Genomic DNA, 17,948 nt, shown 5'->3' on the forward strand with positions numbered 1-17,948 from the left:
AGGCTTGGGGCGGTGCATCGCCCGCCGGTCACATCGTGTGGGTCGGGCGATCGGATTTCAGCGCGCCAGCCAGGTAGGTTTCGATCTTGTTGCGGGCCGTGGCGTCGCCGTCATTGAACTGCACGCCAACCCCCGCCGCGCGGTTGCTCTGCGCCCCTTTGGGAGTGATCCACACGACCTTGCCGGCGACCGGAATCTTCTCCGGTTCGTCCATCAGATTGAGCAACATGAAAACCTCGTCGCCGAGCTTGTAACTTTTGTTCGTCGGTATGAACAATCCACCGTTCTTGATGAAGGGCATGAAGGCGGCGTACAACACGGACTTGTCCTTGATGGTCAGGGACAGAATGCCATTACGCGGACCAAGGTTTGCTGGCAGGCTCATGCGATTTCCTAGGTTGTTGACGCTCCGGCGCAAGCCGCGTTCGGTGGATTCTAGCGTGCCCCCGGTAGGCTTGCCCATTGCACCAGCAGTGCTTCGAGAAGCAGGACACGATTGAGGTTGGCCTTGCCGAGTACCTTGTGCCGCTGTGCCAGCAACCAATCCTGCAACGCCATGACGTTTTCGCGCGAAGCTTTCTGGCCCAGGTACTGCAGGACTTTGTTCATATCGGCAGCGCCGAGCGCTGCTTCATCACCGGTCATCTGATAGCGAAGAATCAGGTGTGCCCATTCGCAAAACCAGTCGAATAGCAGCCCCACCGGCAAGGCATTCCAGCTCTCCGCCAACTGGCTCGGCGACTGCTGCGCCTTGTGCAGCTTCTTCACCCCCTCGACGACCTGCGCCCGCAGTTCCAGCACCGATTGCCCGTGAAGCTTTGCCGCCAGCAGCGGCGAGCCACCGGCAAGCGCCAGCAACTCCTCGTGCAGTTCGGCAGCCAGGTCAGGCAGCTGGCTCGCCAGCCATTCGAGACTCTGCTGACGGGATGGCAAGGGACAGGCCTGCTGCACGCAACGACTTTTGATGGTTGGCAACAGGCGACTGGGCTGGTGGCTGACCAGCAGCAGAATCGTCTCGCCCGACGGCTCTTCCAGACTTTTGAGCAAGGCGTTGGCGGCATTCAGATTCATCGCCTCGACGGGCTCAAGCAGCACCATCTTGCGCCCGCCGAGCTGCGCCGTCTGCGTAACGAAACCGACCAGATCACGCACCTGATCGACACGGATCGCCTTGTCGACATCTTCCGGCTCGAGCACGTAGTAATCCGGATGTGTATGTGCTGCCAGCAACTGACAGGCCTTGCAACGACCGCAGGCGCCCGCCGCAGAGGGATTCTGGCAGAGCAGAGAAGCGGCGAACTGCTCGGCGAGCAGCCGCTTGCCGATGCCGCGCGGACCGTGCAGCAGATAGGCATGGGCATGTTGCGCGCGCGCCACCAGTTGCTGCCAGATTCCACGTTGCCAAGCCAGTACCTCACCCATCGAAGCGCCCCAGCAATTCGGGGATGAGAAGATCGATTGCCTGCTGCACTTGGGTCAGAGGCTGCGCTGCATCGATCACGTGATAGCGCGATGGGCTGGCATGCGCGCGCGCGAGATAGGCTTGGCGCACTGCCTCGAAGAATCGCAGCCCTTCCTGCTCGAAGCGATCCAGCCGGCCACGCGCAGCGGCGCGGCTGAGCCCAATCTCGACAGGCAAATCGAAGATCAGCGTCAAATCCGGGCGCAGATCGCCCTGAACGAAGGTCTCGAGCTGCGCAATCCGCCCGACCGATAAGCCACGACCGCCCCCCTGATAGGCATAGGTCGCATCGGTGAAGCGGTCGCAGAGCACCACGGCGCCCCGCTGCAACGCAGGACATATCACTTGCGCCAGATGCTGAGCGCGCGCAGCGAAGACCAGCAACAGCTCGGTATCGTCGGCCATCGGCTCGTCGGCCGGAGTCAGCAGCAGCTCACGAATCCGCTCCGCCAGCGGCGTACCACCGGGTTCGCGAGTAAGCACCACATCCAGCCCGCGAGCGCGCAGCCGCTCGGCCAGGTACTCGCGATTGGTGCTCTTGCCGGCGCCTTCCGGCCCTTCCAGGGTGATGAAAAGTCCTGTCACGGTGCTTGCTCGCTGGTGCTCGGGGCCGGTTGGGGTGCCGGACTGGACCGATAGTCGGCGCGCCGGTTGAGTTGATACTGACGTACCGCGCGATTGTGCGCGTCGAGGGTGTCGCTGAAGACGTGGCTACCATCACCGCGCGCGACGAAGTAGAGACTGCGCCCCTCCTTCGGATGCAGCGCGGCGTGAATCGCTTCGCGCCCGACCATCGCAATCGGGGTCGGCGGCAGACCGGCGGTGGTGTATGTGTTGTAAGGCGTCGGCCGGCGCAGGTCGTTGCGGCTGATGCGTCCGCGATAGCTCTCGCCCATGCCATAGATCACGGTGGGATCGGTTTGCAGCAACATGCCGCGTGCAAGGCGGCGCACGAATACGCCGGCGATTTCGCCCCGCTCCTGCGGCACTCCGGTTTCCTTCTCGATGATCGAGGCCATAATCAACGCCTGGTAGGCGTCCTGATAAGGCAGTCCTTGCGCGCGCTCCTGCCACTCTTCCGCAAGCACCTGTTCCAGGCGCGCGTAGGCCTGTTTTAGCAAGTCGAGGTCGCTGGTACCCCGGGTATAGCGATAGGTATCGGGAAAGAAGCGTCCCTCAGGATGCAGGTCGGGCCGCCCCAGACGGGCCATGACCTCTGCGTCTGCAAGCCCCTGCAGGGTCTGCTGCAGTTTCGGCTGCGCCTGGAGGGCAGCGCGCAGCTGACGGAAATTCCAGCCCTCTACCAGGGTGAGGCTGTACTGCTCCACGTCGCCGCGTTGCCAGAGCCCAATCAGATCACGTGCGCTCATGCCGGGCGTCAGCCTATATTCGCCGCTGTGCAGGCTTTGACCGGACAGGTTCAACCGCCAGTAAACACGCAGCCAGAACGAATCACGCAGCAAGCCCTGCGCCTCCAACCGCTGGAATACGCCACTGGGCGTGTCGCCGGGCTGGACGTCGAGCAACTGCTGCTCCTCCAGCGCCAACGGCTGTTCCAGCGCGGAGTACTGCTTCCAGGCAAACAGTCCGAGACCGGCGAGCGCCAGCAACGCGACCAGCCCAAGCGAAATGAGAAGTTTACGAATCACGAGACACTCGACAGGTCGGCTATGGCCGCTTGCAGTTTACGGGTCAGAACGCCCACCGGCCAAGTATGTCCGGCCAGCGCTACCACGGGCCAGATGCCGTAAAGACTGTTGCAAAGCAACACCTCATCGGCCGCCAGCAGTTCCTCGTACGACAGATCGCGCACGACTACGGCAACGCCTAATTGCTGCGCGCGCTCGATGAGTTCCGCACGCATCACTCCGGCGACACCACATCGCTGTAGCGCTGCGGTGAGCAATATGCCGTCACGCACGATAAACAGATTACTGAAGACGCCCTCGATCACCCGTCCCGCGCTATCGCGCATTACCCCCTCGGCACAGGTCGAATCCTGCCACTCGGCACGGGCCAGGACCTGTTCCAGTCGATTGAGATGCTTAATTCCCGCCAGCAGCGGTTGTTCGGCAAGCCGCGTCGCGCAGGGAAACAGACGTACACCTGTCTGCCCGTTGTGTACCGGATAGGCCGGCAGCGACGAAGCGAGCAGCAGTCGCCGCGGAGCGCAGGGTTGCGGGGGGGCATAGCCGCGACGGCCGGCACCACGGGTTACCATGAGTTTGGCCACTCCGGCGTCGAGCTCGCGGCAGAACGCCAGAAGCTCTCCCTTGACCAGAGGCACATCGAGAGGGATAGCCAGCCGCCGGCAACCTTCGACAAGACGCTGCAGATGACGTTCGAGCAACTGCGGCTGACCGCGCACGACTTTGATAGTCTCGAACAGGCCGTCGCCATAGGCCAGGCCGCGATCATCGACGGGCAACCCGGTAGCAGGCTGTCCGTCGATCCAGCAGGGTTTCACTCGGCGAATCGGCGGAACACCAGCGAGCCGTTGGTGCCACCGAAACCGAACGAGTTGGAAATCGCCACATCGATGGGCATCGGCTTCGCTTGATGCGGCACGAAGTCCAGATCGCAGCCCTCGTCCGGCTCATCCAAATTGATGGTCGGCGGCGCCACCTGATCGCGAATCGCCAGCACACTGAAGATCGCTTCGACCGCGCCGGCTGCCCCCAACAGGTGACCAACCATCGATTTGGTCGAGCTAACGGACAGCTTGTAGGCGTGATCGCCGAACACGCTGCGTATCGCCGCAGCCTCGGCCTTATCACCTGCCGGAGTAGAGGTACCGTGAGCGTTGATGTACTGCACCTCTACGGCGTTGAGTCGGGCATCGTTCAACGCGTTGCGGATACAGCGTGCCGCACCAGCGCCATCGTCCGGCGGTGAGGTCATGTGGAACGCGTCAGCGCTCATGCCGAAACCGATCAGCTCCGCATAGATGTGCGCACCGCGCGCCTTGGCATGCTCCAGCTCCTCGAGCACCAGCGCGCCGGCACCATCGGACAGCACGAAGCCATCACGCTGCCGATCCCATGGACGACTGGCAGCAGCAGGATCATCGTTACGCGTCGACAGCGCGCGCGCCGCGGCAAATCCGCCAATGCCCAGACCGCTAGCAGCCATCTCGGAGCCGCCGGCAACCATTACGTCCGCTTCACCGTAAGCGATGTTGCGCGCCGCCATGCCGATGCAGTGGGTGCCGGTAGTGCAGGCGGTAGCAATCGCATAGTTAGGTCCCTGTAACCCCAGATGAATCGACAGGAAGCCGGACACCATATTGATGATCGAGCCGGGAACGAAAAACGGCGAGATACGCCGCGGCCCCTGCTCAATCAGCACTTTGCAGCTGTTCTCGATATTGGTCAGCCCACCGATACCGGAGCCCATGGCGACGCCGATGCGCTCGCGGTTGGCGTCGGTAATTTCCAGACCGGAATCGCGAACGGCCTGGAAGCTGGCTGCAAGGCCGTATTGGATGAACAGATCGAGCTTGCGTGCCTCCTTGGCCGGCAGGTATTGCTCGACCTCGAAACCTTTGATCGAACCGCCAAAACGTGTGGAATAGGCGGAAAGATCCATGTGCTCAAGCAGGCCGATGCCGCTGCGGCCGGCCAGGATACCCTGCCAGCTGCTCGGCACATCGTTGCCCAGCGGCGATAGCATGCCCATACCGGTAACCACGACGCGTCTACGCGACACAGCAATTCTCCTATACCTTGACGTTTGGCTCAGCTCCCGCGCGTAATTCCGACGAACGCGGGAACACTCGCGGCCTGCGGCAAACATACATCGCCGCACCGCGAATGGACTCTCAAAGAAAAGCCGCACTACCTCGTGCAAGGCAGTGCGGCTTTTCCTAGTTCCGAAGCAGGATTACAACTTACTGCGCGTGCGCGTTGATGTAATCGATGGCTTCCTGAACGGTGGTGATCTTCTCAGCTTGCTCGTCCGGAATCTCGGTCTCGAATTCCTCTTCCAGAGCCATCACCAGCTCGACGGTGTCAAGAGAGTCGGCACCCAGGTCTTCGACGAAGGAAGCGCTGTTGGTAACTTCCTCTTCTTTAACGCCAAGTTGCTCGGCAACGATTTTCTTGACGCGTTCTTCGATGGTGCTCATACCTTGTTTTCACTCCTATGGAAAAAGCAGGCAGCTGGTCTGCGCGGTAGTGTATAGAAAGCGTTTTCCGCATTTCAAGCTGAAAGCGGGCAAGCATGAGCCCACTTCCAACCATCTGTCTATAAACGTTTCGCAGCTTATAGCGATTAAAACAGCCATTATGACTGCCGAGTCACGCCCGGCGTCACATTCAACTCATGTACATGCCGCCGTTCACCGGAACCGTGGCACCAGTGACATAGGCAGCGCCATCCGAAGCCAGAAAGGCAACGACCTTGGCGATTTCCTCAGCCTGACCGAGACGTCCCAGCGGGATCTGCCCCAGCAAGGCGTCACGCTGGGCCTCCGGCAATTCACGCGTCATATCGGTATCGATGAAGCCCGGCGCCACGGAGTTGACCGTGATACCACGCGACCCCACCTCACGCGCCAGGGCACGACTGAATCCTTCGAGGCCGGCTTTGGCGGCGGCGTAGTTTACCTGCCCCGCGTTACCCATTGCACCCACCACCGAACCGATGTTGATGATACGTCCCCAACGCGCCTTGGTCATGCCGCGCAACACGGCCTTGCTAAGGCGATACAAGCTGTTGAGATTGGTATTGATGACATCGAACCACTCATCATCCTTCATCCGCAGCATCAGATTGTCGCGTGTGATCCCGGCGTTATTGACCAGAATCGCGGGCTGCCCGAGATGTTGCTGAATGTGTTCCAGCGTACTGGCGACCGACTCGTCGTTGCCGACGTCGAGCACCAGACCAGCGCCTTCGATGCCGTTCGCCTTCAGGGTTTCGGCGATACGCTCGGCACCTGACGGCGTGGTAGCCGTGCCGATAACGATGGCGCCCTGGCGCCCCAACTCCAGGGCGATGGCCTGACCGATACCGCGGCTAGCGCCAGTGACCAGCGCCACCTTGCCTTGCAGATTCATAGTGTTCTCCTTGATCAAGCCAGCGCAGCGCGGGTGGCGGCGAAGGCTTCTGGGGTGTCTAGGTTGTAGGTGTTGATGCCCTTCACGCAGCGCTTGTTCAGGCCGGACAGCACCTTGCCGGGGCCGCACTCGACCAAATCCGTCACGCCGCGCTCGCTGAGCGCAACCATTGACTCGACCCAGCGCACCGGACTGTAGAGCTGAGCCAGGAGATCGCGCTGAAGAGTTTGCAGATCAGCGACGACCGCTGCGCTGACATTCTGGACCAGCGCGATCTGCGGTGCCTGCCAGGCAACAGCGGCAATCGCATCCGCAAAGCGCTCGGCCGCGGGACGCATGAGCTCACAATGCGAAGGCACACTCACGGGCAGCGCCATCGCGCGCTTGGCGCCACGCGCTTTGCAGGCTTCGATGGCGCGTTCAACGGCGGCCGCATTGCCGGCGATCACAACCTGCCCGGGCGCGTTGAAGTTCACTGCACTGACGATTTCTCCCTGCGCCGCCTCGGCACAGGCCGCCAGCACGTCGGCATCTTCCAGCCCCAGAATCGCCGCCATTCCACCCAGACCAGCCGGCACCGCCTGCTGCATCAACTGGCCACGGAGCTCGACCAGTTTCACCGCTTCGGCGAACGGCAAACTGCCCGCGGCGACCAGCGCGGAATACTCCCCAAGACTGTGCCCGGCAACGAAGGCGGGACGTGCGCCGCCCTCGGCCAGCCACAGACGCCACAGCGCCACCGATGCAGCCAGGATGGCCGGCTGGGTCTTATCGGTCTGATTCAGTTGTTCTTCCGGACCTTGCTGGGTCAACGCCCAGATGTCATAGCCAAGTGCCGCCGAGGCTTCGGCGAACGTGTCGATGACGAGGCTCTGCTGGACGCCCAGCTCGGCGAGCATCCCGAGCGACTGCGAACCCTGACCAGGAAAGACGAAAGCGAATGATGCGGACATGAAGCAGCTCTCTTATGGTTCTGATCGTCTGTTACGCGAACCTGGAGGCAGGCGTCGCGAATTTCAGTTGGATGGTCGACTACCGGACGCAGTCACATTGTCCGATCCCAGCACCTGCGCCAAGCGCTCGCGCAAATGGCCAGGCAGGTCATGCTGGACATCTTCCGCCGCACGCAGGATAGCGGACCTGAAGCCAGCCTCCCCGGCGCTGCCATGACTCTTTACCACAATCCCCTGAAGGCCGAGGAAACTGGCGCCGTTGTAGCGTGATGGTCGCAGCTCCGTGCGCAACTGACGCAGCATCGGCAACGCCAGCCCGCCAACGATGCGTGCGGCAAGCGACCGCCGAAAAAGCGCCTCCACCCTGGCGATCACCATCTCCGCCAGCCCCTCACTGGACTTGAGCAAAACATTGCCGACGAAGCCGTCACACACCACGACATCCGCTTCGCCGCGATACAGACCATCGCCTTCGATGAAGCCGATGAAGTTGAGCCCCTGCATCTGCTGCAACAAGGTGGCCGCAAGCTTGACCTGCTGGTTACCCTTGACCTCTTCGACTCCGATGTTCAGCAGGGCAACGCGAGGACGATCGACACCCAAAGCCTGTGCAGCAACCGATCCCATGACCGCAAATTGCTGCAACTGCTCGGCAGCGCAATCGACGTTAGCTCCCAAATCGAGCAACAAACAGGGTTTTGCGCGCGTCGGGATCGCAGTCACCATCGCAGGGCGATCAATGCCTGGCAGCGTTTTCAGCACCTGCCGCGCCAAGGCCATCAACGCACCGGTATTGCCAGCACTGACACAGGCCTGCGCCCGCCCGTCGCGCACGAGCTCCAGCGCGACATGCATCGATGATTGCGATCTGCCGCGTAGAGCCTGCGCCGGACGCTCGGCCATACCGATAACGTCCTCGGCGTCAACGATCTGCAGACGTGTGCGATCGACCGATGAGTGCTCGGCGATGAGGCGTTCCAGAAGGGAGGATTGGCCGACAAGAGCCAGATGCAGCGAGGGGAGGTCAGCCAGGCAGGACAGACTGGCTGGAACAATGCAACGGGGACCGTAGTCCCCGCCCATTGCGTCGATCGCGATGACCGGAGCGGACAAGGATTACTCGTCAGCGCCCTTGTCGATCACCTTGCGACCACGGTAGAAACCGTCCGGAGAAACGTGGTGACGCAGGTGGACTTCACCAGTGCTCTTTTCCACGGACAGAGCGTTCGCCTGCAGAGCATCGTGGGAACGACGCATGTCGCGAGCGGAACGGGATTTTTTGTTCTGCTGAACAGCCATTTGGATCAACTCCTAAACGTTTGGGTCACGCTTTAACTGCGCCAGTACGCTGAACGGGTTGGACCGCGTTACCTCGTCCTCACTCGGCTCAGGCTCGTCTGGCCCAACCGGCGGCTGGCAAATTTCAGGATCATGGAGTGGAACAATCGGCAGAGCGAGCAACAGCTCGTCTTCGACCAGCGCCAGCAGATCCAACGGATCTTCTCCCACTTCCAGCACGTCATAGCCCTTGGGCAGGTGCTGGCTGCTCGCCCCCTCATTGACAACGGCGTAGTCGCATTCGCTGTGAATGGGCAAAACAACCGGCTCCAGACAACGCTGGCAAATCATTTTGACGTCAACATCGAGCTGGCTGTGGATAACCGCAGTACGCTGCTCGTCGCGCCCGAACGAAAAACTGGCACGCACCACACCCTGATCATCTTCAAGAGACTCAGCGAGTCGCTGAAGCTGCGACAGGCTTAGCTCGCCCTGCAGGCTAGCCGCCCGATCTGCAAGCTTGCGCGGATCAATGTGCGGAGGTATCGGTCCTTTCAACATAAGCGCGGCATTCTATGGATGCGCCCCATGACTGTCAAAGGAATTCAGCCCGCTGGCCACACCGCGCGCATAGAATTGCCCATCCATATATAAAAGGAAGGACACATGCGCCGACTATTACTTGCTTCGAGTTCCAAGTACCGACAGGAACTGCTTTCACGCCTGCGCCTGCCTTTCACAAGCTGCGCCCCGGCCATCGACGAAACTCCACATCCTGGCGAATCAGCCGAACAACTGGTGTGCCGTCTGGCCGCCCAAAAGGCACAAGCACTCGCCGAAACCCACCCCGATCATCTGATCATCGGCTCCGACCAGGTAGCAACACTGGGCGACAGCATCCTCGGCAAACCCCACACGTTCGAAAGAGCCAGACGCCAGCTGCAGGCCGCCAGCGGCACCACTGTTCGCTTTCTCACCGGCCTAGCCTTACTCGATAGTCGCAGCGGGCGCATTCAGATCGACTGCGTTCCGTTCACAGTCCATTTCCGCGAACTGGACGACGCGCGCATCGAGCGTTATCTGCAGATCGAGCAACCCTACGATTGCGCCGGCAGTTTCAAGGCCGAGGGCCTGGGCATAAGCCTGTTCCGCGCCACCGAGGGCGAGGACGCTACCAGCCTCATAGGCCTGCCCCTGATTCGCCTGGTGGACATGCTTCTGGCCGAGGGAGTGGAACTACCCTGACGCACAGCCACTAGCGCAACGCTGGCCCCTGCAGACCGACCAGCAGCGCGAGCCGCTCGGCGACGCCCGCGCCGAGCTTCTTGGTGAAGCGGTCGATTGGCGATTCCTTCACGGTGAAGTCTACCAACTCTGGCTCACCGATCACCTCACGCGCCACGTGCGCCGTACTGCCCAAACCATCGATCAGACCAAGTTCCAGGGCCTGCTCGCCCGACCAGACCAATCCTGAGAACAGCTCGGGATGCGCGGCCACCTGCAGGCGATCGCCACGCCCACGCTTGACGCTATCGATGAACTGTCGGTGCGTAGTCGCCAGTACCTCACGCCAGAACTCGGTTTCCTCCGGCTTCTGCGGCTGAAACGGATCGAGGAATGCCTTGTGCTCGCCAGAGGTGTAGACGCGCCGCTCCACACCCAGCTTCTGCATGACCTCGACGAAACCGAAGGTCGCCGCCGTCACGCCAATAGAACCAACCAGACTCGACTTGTCCGCATAGATCTCGTCCGCTGCGCTGGCAATGTAGTAAGCGCCGGACGCTCCCAGGTCGGTAATCACGGCATAAACCTTGATGGCCGGGTACTCGCTACGCAACCGACGAATTTCGTCGTAAACGTACCCCGACTGTACCGGGCTGCCGCCTGGACTATTGATTCGCAGAACGATGCCCTTGGTATTCGTATCCTCGAATGCAGCACGCAAAGCGCCAACGATATTGTCAGCGCTAGCGGACTCCTCGTCAGCAATCATGCCGCGCACATTGATGACGGCGGTATGGCTTTCCCGCGCTGCCTTGTCTTTGCCGAGCTGCCACGCTGGCGAAAACACCATCAGCGCACCGAACAAATAGATGAAGGTCAGCAGTTTAAAGAAGATGCCCCAGCGCCTGGCGCGCCGCTGCTCCTGGATACCTGCCTGCAACGTGTTCTCCAGCAGCTTCCAGCTACTGCGCTCGTCACGCCCTTCGTTCATCGGCGCCTTCCATTCATCCGACATGCTCATTCACCTCACTACTTTGCGACTCACCCAACCAGGTGGCCAGCTCTGCAAAACGATTGATCACCAGGCGCGGACCGTACGCCTGAAGCTTCTCCACCGGCTGCGCACCGTAAGCGACCGCCACGCTATCGACCCCCGCCCGCCGCGCCATCTGCAGATCGAATACCGAGTCGCCGATCATCAGCGCCTGCTCCGGACGCATGCCGCAATGCACAAGAATTTCCTCGATCATCAGTGGATCAGGCTTACCCGCCGTCTCGTCGGCGCAGCGCGTGACATCGAAAAAGTCCGTCCAGCCCTGCCCTGCCAGCACTCGATCCAGCCCCTTGCGTCCCTTGCCGGTGGCGACAGCCAACAGATGGCCGCGCTCGCGAAATCCCTTCAACGCACACGCAACCCCGGGGTAGAGCGCCGAAGGCTGCGCCTCCAGGGCAAGATAATGCTCGCTGTAGCGTTGACGAAATTCCTCGATCAGAACGGGATCATCGATATGCGGATACAACGTGGCAATCGCATCCGTCAGCGCAAGGCCGATGATCGCCTTGATGGAAACATCGTCGCGTGGCGGCAGATCGAAAGCACGCGCAGCCACCCGTACCGATTCGACGATACGCCCAATGGAGTCGACCAGCGTGCCATCCCAATCAAAGATCAGCAGTTGGTATCTACTCACCAAGCTTCTCCAGCGTCCGCGTCCAAACTTCGTCCACGGGCGCCTCCAGCGCCAGCTCGCCGCCATCCGGCAACGGCACCCGCAGCGCATAGGCGTGCAAAAACAGCCGCTTGCCGCCAAGTTCACGAATCTCGCGGGTGAACTCTTCATCGCCGTATTTGCTGTCACCGGCGATGCTATGTCCAGCATGGCGGGCATGCACGCGGATCTGATGGGTGCGTCCGGTCACCGGCCGGGCCTCGACGAGCGTCGCGAAGTCACCGAAGCGTCGCAGAACACGAAAAAGCGTCAGCGCCTCCTTGCCATCCTCGGTCACCTCGACCATGCGCTCGCCAGAGCGCAGCGTATTCTTCAGTAGCGGCGCATTCACCTGCTTCTTCGAGGTTTCCCATCGGCCACGCACCAGCGCCATGTAGCGCTTGTCCACACCATCACCGCGCAGCGCCTGATGCAGATGACGCAGCATGCTGCGCTTCTTCGCAATCATCAGCAGCCCGGACGTATCGCGATCCAGACGGTGCACGAGTTCGAGCTCCTTGGCATCCGGTCGCAACTGGCGCAAGGCCTCGATCACGCCGTAACTAAGCCCGCTGCCACCGTGCACCGCGATGCCGGCCGGCTTGTTCAGCACAATGAGCGCCTTGTCCTCATAGACGATTGCCGCCTCGAGCCGCTCGAGCAGGCCCTGCGCCAACGGCTCGGGTTCGTCGCGCTCGGCCAGGCGCAGCGGCGGCACGCGCACCAGGTCGCCCGCCTGCAGCTTGTACTCGGGCTTGACCCGGCCCTTGTTCACCCGCACCTCGCCTTTGCGCAAAATGCGGTAGATCAGCGTCTTGGGAACGCCTCTGAGCTGGGTCCGGAGAAAATTGTCGATGCGCTGGCCGGCAAGTTCCGGCGCGACCTCGAGCATTTGCACGCCGGAGGTCTGGGAGGGGGTAATGGTCATTATCAGATCATATCAATTTTCATGGAATTGAAGCACTTAAACATTGCTGCTATAGTCGCGAACGCCGCCAAAAGCGGCCGGATCATGGGATGCAGCGATATCGCCAACCTTGATCGGAAAAATGTTCGAGGACGTGAGGCTGTCCGGCGCATCTTCCCAATGTGGTGAGGATACGAAACAAGCCTTGAAGACATGATGCGTGCCCCCAGGTTGGGGAATCGCGACAATCGACAACCCGCTCCCTGGATTCTGCGAGCGGCACCCGATTTTCGAAGTATGCGTGTTGGGTGGAGATGCACAGCATCGGATTTGCGTAGCAAGGGCTTTCACAGACGCTTCATCAATCGTCCGCTACCGATGTCTGATTCCTCCTCCCCAAGCATTTGCTGCTGTTCCGACAGCAAAGCAGGAGACGTCGTCGCGACGCCGGCCCATCTGGCCGCTCATCGCTGGACACTGGAGTGCCTTACAACCATTCCTGACTCACCTGACACCGACCGCGAGAGTCGTGTGTGCCGAACGCCGTTTCCGGACGCCACGGAAACCGACGGTACTACATGAAAAGAATGCTAATTAACGCAACTCAGCCCGAAGAGTTGCGTGTCGCACTGGTCGATGGCCAGCGGCTGTTCGACCTGGACATCGAGTCCGGTGCACGCGAACAGAAGAAGGCCAACATCTATAAGGGCAAAATCACCCGCGTAGAACCCAGCCTGGAAGCTGCCTTCGTCGATTTCGGCGCCGAGCGCCACGGCTTCCTCCCGCTCAAGGAAATTTCCCGCGAGTACTTCTCCAAGGCCCCTGAAGGCCGCGTCAACATCAAGGAAGTGCTGAAGGAAGGCCAGGAAGTCATCGTCCAGGTCGAAAAGGAAGAGCGCGGCAACAAAGGCGCCGCTCTGACCACCTTCATCAGCCTCGCCGGTCGCTATCTGGTATTGATGCCCAACAACCCGCGTGCGGGTGGCATCTCCCGCCGCATCGAAGGCGAAGAGCGCAACGAACTGCGTGAAGCGCTCAACGGCATCAATGTGCCGGCCGATATGGGTCTGATCGTGCGCACCGCCGGTCTGGGTCGTTCCAGCGAAGAGCTGCAGTGGGACCTGGACTACCTGCTGCAACTGTGGACCGCGGTCAAGGACGCCTCGCAGGGCCGCGCTGCGCCGTTCCTGATCTACCAAGAATCCAATGTCATCATCCGCGCCATCCGCGATTACCTACGCCAGGACATCGGCGAAGTGCTGATCGACAGCGTCGAAGCCCAGGACGAAGCGCTTTCCTTCATCCAGCAGGTCATGCCGCAGTACGCCAGCAAGATCAAGCTGTACGAAGACTCCGTTCCGCTGTTCAACCGCTTCCAGATCGAAAGCCAGATCGAAACGGCCTTCCAGCGTGAAGTGAAACTGCCGTCCGGCGGCTCCATTGTCATCGACCCGACCGAAGCCCTGGTATCCATCGACATCAACTCGGCGCGCGCCACCAAGGGCGGCGATATCGAGGAAACCGCGCTGCAGACCAACCTGGAAGCAGCCGAAGAAATCGCCCGTCAGCTGCGCCTGCGCGACATCGGCGGTCTGATCGTGATCGACTTCATCGACATGACCCCGGCGAAAAACCAGCGCGCCGTCGAAGAGAAGATGCGCGAAGCGCTGGAAGCCGACCGCGCGCGCATCCAGGTCGGGCGTATTTCGCGCTTCGGCCTGCTGGAGATGTCCCGCCAGCGCCTGCGCCCGTCGCTCGGCGAGACCAGCGGCATCGTCTGCCCGCGCTGTAATGGCCAGGGGATCATTCGCGACGTCGAGTCGTTGTCGCTGGCGATTCTGCGCCTGATCGAGGAAGAGGCGCTGAAGGACCGCACCGCCGAAGTCCGCGCCCGTGTGCCGTTCCAGGTTGCGGCATTCCTGCTCAACGAAAAGCGCAACGCCATCACCAAAATCGAACTGCGCACCCGCGCACGCATCTTCATCCTGCCGGACGATCACCTGGAAACGCCGCACTTCGAAGTCCAGCGCCTGCGTGACGACAGCCCGGAGATCGCCGCTGGCCACGCCAGCTACGAGATGAGCCACAGCGAAGCCGAGGAAGTCCAGCCGGTCAGCTCGACCCGTACATTGGTACGTCAAGAGGCCGCGGTGAAGACCGCGCCGCAGCGCAGCACACCCGCTCCGGCACCGGCCGCAACGACGGCCGTCGAGGCACCGGCGCCTGCCGCCACGCCCGAGCCGAGCCTGTTCAAGGGACTGATCAAGTCGCTGGTCGGCTTGTTCGCCGGCAAGCAGGAAGAGCCGAAAGCAGCCGTTACCGCCGAGACCAAGCCGGCCGGCAATCGCACGCCGCGCAATGAAGAGCGTCGCAGCGGACGTCAGCAAAATCGTCGTCGTGACGGCCGTGGTCGCGACGAGGAACGCGCACCGCGTGAGGAACGCAAGCCGCGTGAAGAGCGCGCCTCCCGTGAGGAGCGCCAACCGCGCGAAGAACGCCAGCCGCGACCGCCTCGCGAGGAGCGCAAGCCGCGCGAGCAGCTCGAAACCGCCGAAGCTCAGCCGCGCCGTGAACGCGGCCCGCGTGAAGAACGCCAGCCGCGCGAGGAGCGCAAGCGCGAACTGCGCGCGCCGCTGGATGAAGCCAGCGCACTGGAGACTCCAAGCGAAGAGCTGACCGAACGCAAGCCTCGACCGCCGCGTGAGGAACGCAAGCCGCGTGCCGAGCAGGTACCCAGCGAGGAAGAGCTGCAGCAGAACGAGGAAAACGCCGAGGAAGACCAGGAAGCCACCGACGGCGAGCGTCCCCGTCGCCGTTCCCGCGGTCAGCGCCGCCGCAGCAATCGTCGCGAGCGCCAGCGTGACGCCGATGGCAACGAAATCGCCGAAGCAGGCGAAGACAACGCGCCGGTGAAGAGCGAGGACATCGCCGTCGCTGCCACGGCCGCCGCCATCGTTGCAAGCGCCGAAGCGGAGCCGCAAGCCGACACGTCGTCGGCAGCCGAAGTCGCCACCGCTGCAGAGACCGAAGCAGTCATCGAGAGTACGACTGTCGCCGAAGAAGCACCGCAAGCAGCGATCGAGCACCCCGCGACGCTTGTTGAAGAGCAGCCGGCCGTCGCAGCTGAAACCATTGCGGAAACGCCGGAAACTGCGGTCGTCGAGCCGGCGGCGGAAGCGCCTGCGCCGGTCGAGCCGAGCGCCGAGCAAACGGCACCGGCAGTCGCGCCCAGTGGTCGCGCACCCAACGACCCGCGAGAGGTACGCCGTCGTCAGCGCGAAGCCGAGCGCCTTGCGGCACTGGCTGCCGCGGCGCCGGTGCAAGCCGAACAAGAAGCTCCGAGCATCGCGCAGCAGCCGCTGGCCGCTGCAGAGATCGTCGTGAGCGAGCCCGAGATTGCCGCACCGCAAACCGAGACACAGGCCGAGGTGCAGCCATCGGAACAGCCTGAACCGCATGCAGCCCCGAGCGAACCGGAGCAGGCTGTGTCGGCGCACGAGCCACACGTTGTCGCGGAGCCCGCGCCGGAAGTCGAGCAGGCGCCGCTGCCTGAACAAGGCGAGCAAGACGACAAGGACAAGCCTCAGGCCTGACCCACGCCAAAACGAAAAAAGGGATGCTTCGGCATCCCTTTTTTCGTTCAGGCGGCGCGATCAAGTAAGGCCAGCCGACCAAAGCGCAATAGCCGGCATTTCGCCATCAGCGCACCATCCACGCGCCGTGCGATTCCGCAAACCCGAGGGTGCCGATGAATCTGTCGCTGATGAACCGTTACGCCTTCTACGCGTTCTGCGTGCTGTTCACCCTGTTCAGCCTTCCCTGGCTCGAAAAGGTCTGGGGGCTGACCCTGGTCACGGCATTGCTGAGCGCCATCGGCACGCTGGACCTGCTGCAACCCCGGCAGGCTGTGCGACGCAACTACCCGATCCTCGGCAACCTGGGCTACCTGATCGAGACCATCCGCCCGGAAATTCGCCAGTACCTGCTGGAGAACGACAGCGATCCCCTGCCCTTTTCCCGAGCACAGCGATCGCTGGTGTACGCCCGCGCGAAGAACGAAGTGGCCGACAAGCCCTTCGGTACGCTCAGCGACGTCTATGGCGCCGGCTTCGAGTTCATCGGTCATTCGATCCGCACGGCGCCGCACAGCGATCCATCAAGCTTTCGCGTCAGCATCGGCGGTCCGCAATGCCGCCAGCCTTACGGCGCGTCGATCTTCAACATCTCCGCGATGAGCTTCGGCTCTCTCAGCGCCAACGCGATCCGTGCGCTCAATCGTGGCGCCAAGCTCGGCAACTTCGCCCACGACACCGGCGAAGGCAGCATCAGCCGTTATCATCGCGAGTACGGCGGTGATCTGATCTGGGAACTGGGCAGCGGTTACTTTGGCTGCCGCGACGAACAGGGGCGCTTCGATCCGCAACGCTTCGCCCAGCAGGCAGTGGATCCACAGGTGAAGATGATCGAGGTGAAACTGAGCCAGGGTGCCAAGCCGGGCCACGGCGGCATTCTGCCGCGGCACAAGATCACCGCGGAGATCGCCGCGACACGTGGCGTGCCGATGGACCAGGACTGCGTATCACCGGCCAGCCACGGCAGCTTCTCCACGCCGCTGGAGCTGCTGGCATTCATCGCTCAGTTGCGCGAGCTGAGCGGCGGCAAGCCGGTGGGCTTCAAGCTGTGCCTCGGCCACCCGTGGGAGTTCATGGCAATCGCCAAGGCCATGCTCAAGACCGGCATCCTGCCGGATTTCATCGTGATCGATGGCAAGGAAGGCGGCACCGGCGCGGCACCGCTGGAGTTCACTAATCACATCGGCGTACCGCTGCGCGAAGGCCTGCTGTTCGTGCACAACACGCTGGTCGGCCTGAACCTGCGCGAACACATCAAACTGGGCGCCAGCGGCAAGATCGTCAGCGCTTTCGATATCGCCAGCGTGCTGGCCATCGGCGCCGACTGGGCCAACTCGGCACGCGGCTTCATGTTCGCCATCGGCTGTATCCAGTCGCAGTCGTGCCACACCAACAAGTGCCCCACCGGCGTGGCCACCCAGGACCCACTGCGTCAGCGCGCACTGGTGGTGCCGGACAAGGCGGAGCGAGTGCACAATTTCCATCGCAATACGCTCAAGGCGCTGGCCGAAATGCTTGCCGCGGCCGGGCTGTCGCACCCGAGCGAACTGGAGGCCAAGCATCTGGTACGCCGGATGTCAGCCACCGAGATCAAGTTGTTCTCTCAGCTGCACACCTTCCTCGCACCCGGGGAGCTGCTGGCGGAAAACCTGCAGGGTGACTTCTATCCGCGGATGTGGCGAATGGCGCAGGCGGAAAGCTTCGAGCCGAGACTCACGTGACG

The 17,948-nt window shown here is 62.1% G+C and carries 18 protein-coding genes; 3 read left to right on the forward strand and 15 right to left on the reverse strand.

The features are described 5' to 3' along the window. Nucleotides 1–28: 28 nt before the first annotated feature. The 12 genes from HU825_RS18075 to HU825_RS18130 form a co-directional block, all read right to left on the reverse strand. Nucleotides 29–385 (reverse strand): PilZ domain-containing protein, encoded by a 357-nt coding sequence (locus HU825_RS18075; protein WP_008570640.1) that lies wholly within the window; start codon nucleotides 383–385, stop codon nucleotides 29–31. Between the two features lie 50 nt (nucleotides 386–435). Beyond that, nucleotides 436–1,422: a DNA polymerase III subunit delta' gene (locus HU825_RS18080; protein ID WP_043299401.1), complete on the reverse strand. Its 987-nt coding sequence runs from the start codon at nucleotides 1,420–1,422 to the stop codon at nucleotides 436–438. Continuing rightward, the gene (tmk, locus tag HU825_RS18085) at nucleotides 1,415–2,047 is read right to left on the reverse strand and encodes a dTMP kinase (RefSeq protein WP_043299399.1); all 633 of its coding nucleotides are present in this window, start codon (nucleotides 2,045–2,047) and stop codon (nucleotides 1,415–1,417) included. Before tmk ends, HU825_RS18080 begins: the two co-directional genes overlap by 8 nt. After that, nucleotides 2,044–3,111: an endolytic transglycosylase MltG gene (gene mltG, locus HU825_RS18090; protein WP_077683879.1), complete on the reverse strand. Its 1,068-nt coding sequence runs from the start codon at nucleotides 3,109–3,111 to the stop codon at nucleotides 2,044–2,046. The genes tmk and mltG overlap by 4 nt, the downstream gene beginning before the upstream one ends. Continuing rightward, complete coding sequence (gene pabC / locus HU825_RS18095) at nucleotides 3,108–3,929, reverse strand: aminodeoxychorismate lyase (RefSeq protein WP_054095073.1); 822 nt, start codon at nucleotides 3,927–3,929, stop codon at nucleotides 3,108–3,110. The genes mltG and pabC overlap by 4 nt, the downstream gene beginning before the upstream one ends. Further along, on the reverse strand, nucleotides 3,926–5,170 hold the full coding sequence (gene fabF, locus HU825_RS18100) for a beta-ketoacyl-ACP synthase II (protein WP_043299395.1): 1,245 nt from the start codon (nucleotides 5,168–5,170) through the stop codon (nucleotides 3,926–3,928). The genes pabC and fabF overlap by 4 nt, the downstream gene beginning before the upstream one ends. 181 nt (nucleotides 5,171–5,351) lie before the next feature. Continuing rightward, nucleotides 5,352–5,588, reverse strand: coding sequence for an acyl carrier protein (acpP, locus tag HU825_RS18105; RefSeq protein ID WP_003283670.1), 237 nt, complete (start codon nucleotides 5,586–5,588; stop codon nucleotides 5,352–5,354). Between the two features lie 190 nt (nucleotides 5,589–5,778). After that, on the reverse strand, nucleotides 5,779–6,522 hold the full coding sequence (gene fabG / locus HU825_RS18110) for a 3-oxoacyl-ACP reductase FabG (protein ID WP_043299393.1): 744 nt from the start codon (nucleotides 6,520–6,522) through the stop codon (nucleotides 5,779–5,781). Between the two features lie 14 nt (nucleotides 6,523–6,536). After that, the gene (gene fabD, locus HU825_RS18115) at nucleotides 6,537–7,475 is read right to left on the reverse strand and encodes an ACP S-malonyltransferase (protein WP_234302607.1); all 939 of its coding nucleotides are present in this window, start codon (nucleotides 7,473–7,475) and stop codon (nucleotides 6,537–6,539) included. Between the two features lie 63 nt (nucleotides 7,476–7,538). After that, nucleotides 7,539–8,588 (reverse strand): phosphate acyltransferase PlsX, encoded by a 1,050-nt coding sequence (plsX, locus tag HU825_RS18120; RefSeq protein WP_138300218.1) that lies wholly within the window; start codon nucleotides 8,586–8,588, stop codon nucleotides 7,539–7,541. Nucleotides 8,589–8,591: 3 nt separating this feature from the next. Then, nucleotides 8,592–8,774 (reverse strand): 50S ribosomal protein L32, encoded by a 183-nt coding sequence (gene rpmF / locus HU825_RS18125; protein ID WP_008570655.1) that lies wholly within the window; start codon nucleotides 8,772–8,774, stop codon nucleotides 8,592–8,594. Between the two features lie 12 nt (nucleotides 8,775–8,786). Next, complete coding sequence (locus tag HU825_RS18130; RefSeq protein WP_077683875.1) at nucleotides 8,787–9,314, reverse strand: YceD family protein; 528 nt, start codon at nucleotides 9,312–9,314, stop codon at nucleotides 8,787–8,789. Nucleotides 9,315–9,419: 105 nt separating this feature from the next. Between HU825_RS18130 and HU825_RS18135 the strand changes: the two genes are divergently transcribed. After that, nucleotides 9,420–9,998 (forward strand): Maf family protein, encoded by a 579-nt coding sequence (locus HU825_RS18135; protein WP_054095076.1) that lies wholly within the window; start codon nucleotides 9,420–9,422, stop codon nucleotides 9,996–9,998. Between the two features lie 10 nt (nucleotides 9,999–10,008). Here the strand turns inward: HU825_RS18135 and sppA are convergent, their stop codons facing one another. Genes sppA through rluC form a run of 3 tightly spaced genes read right to left on the reverse strand, consistent with a single transcriptional unit; the run spans nucleotide 10,009 to nucleotide 12,614 of the window. Beyond that, nucleotides 10,009–10,992 (reverse strand): signal peptide peptidase SppA, encoded by a 984-nt coding sequence (gene sppA / locus HU825_RS18140; protein ID WP_054095077.1) that lies wholly within the window; start codon nucleotides 10,990–10,992, stop codon nucleotides 10,009–10,011. Then, complete coding sequence (locus tag HU825_RS18145; protein ID WP_234303423.1) at nucleotides 10,982–11,668, reverse strand: HAD-IA family hydrolase; 687 nt, start codon at nucleotides 11,666–11,668, stop codon at nucleotides 10,982–10,984. The genes sppA and HU825_RS18145 overlap by 11 nt, the downstream gene beginning before the upstream one ends. Beyond that, nucleotides 11,661–12,614, reverse strand: a complete 954-nt coding sequence (gene rluC, locus HU825_RS18150; RefSeq protein ID WP_077683872.1) for a 23S rRNA pseudouridine(955/2504/2580) synthase RluC — start codon at nucleotides 12,612–12,614, stop codon at nucleotides 11,661–11,663. The genes HU825_RS18145 and rluC overlap by 8 nt, the downstream gene beginning before the upstream one ends. A gap of 557 nt (nucleotides 12,615–13,171) precedes the next feature. On the opposite strand from rluC, the gene rne reads away from it, so the two are divergent. Next, nucleotides 13,172–16,186: a ribonuclease E gene (rne, locus tag HU825_RS18155; protein WP_234302608.1), complete on the forward strand. Its 3,015-nt coding sequence runs from the start codon at nucleotides 13,172–13,174 to the stop codon at nucleotides 16,184–16,186. 155 nt (nucleotides 16,187–16,341) lie between these two features. Further along, nucleotides 16,342–17,946 carry an FMN-binding glutamate synthase family protein gene (locus HU825_RS18160; protein WP_234302609.1) on the forward strand — a complete coding sequence of 535 codons (1,605 nt, stop codon included), beginning with the start codon at nucleotides 16,342–16,344 and terminating at the stop codon, nucleotides 17,944–17,946. Nucleotides 17,947–17,948 lie beyond the last annotated feature (2 nt).

It is taken from the genome of Pseudomonas phenolilytica, assembly GCF_021432765.1.
Classification (GTDB): Bacteria; Pseudomonadota; Gammaproteobacteria; order Pseudomonadales; family Pseudomonadaceae; genus Stutzerimonas; species Stutzerimonas phenolilytica.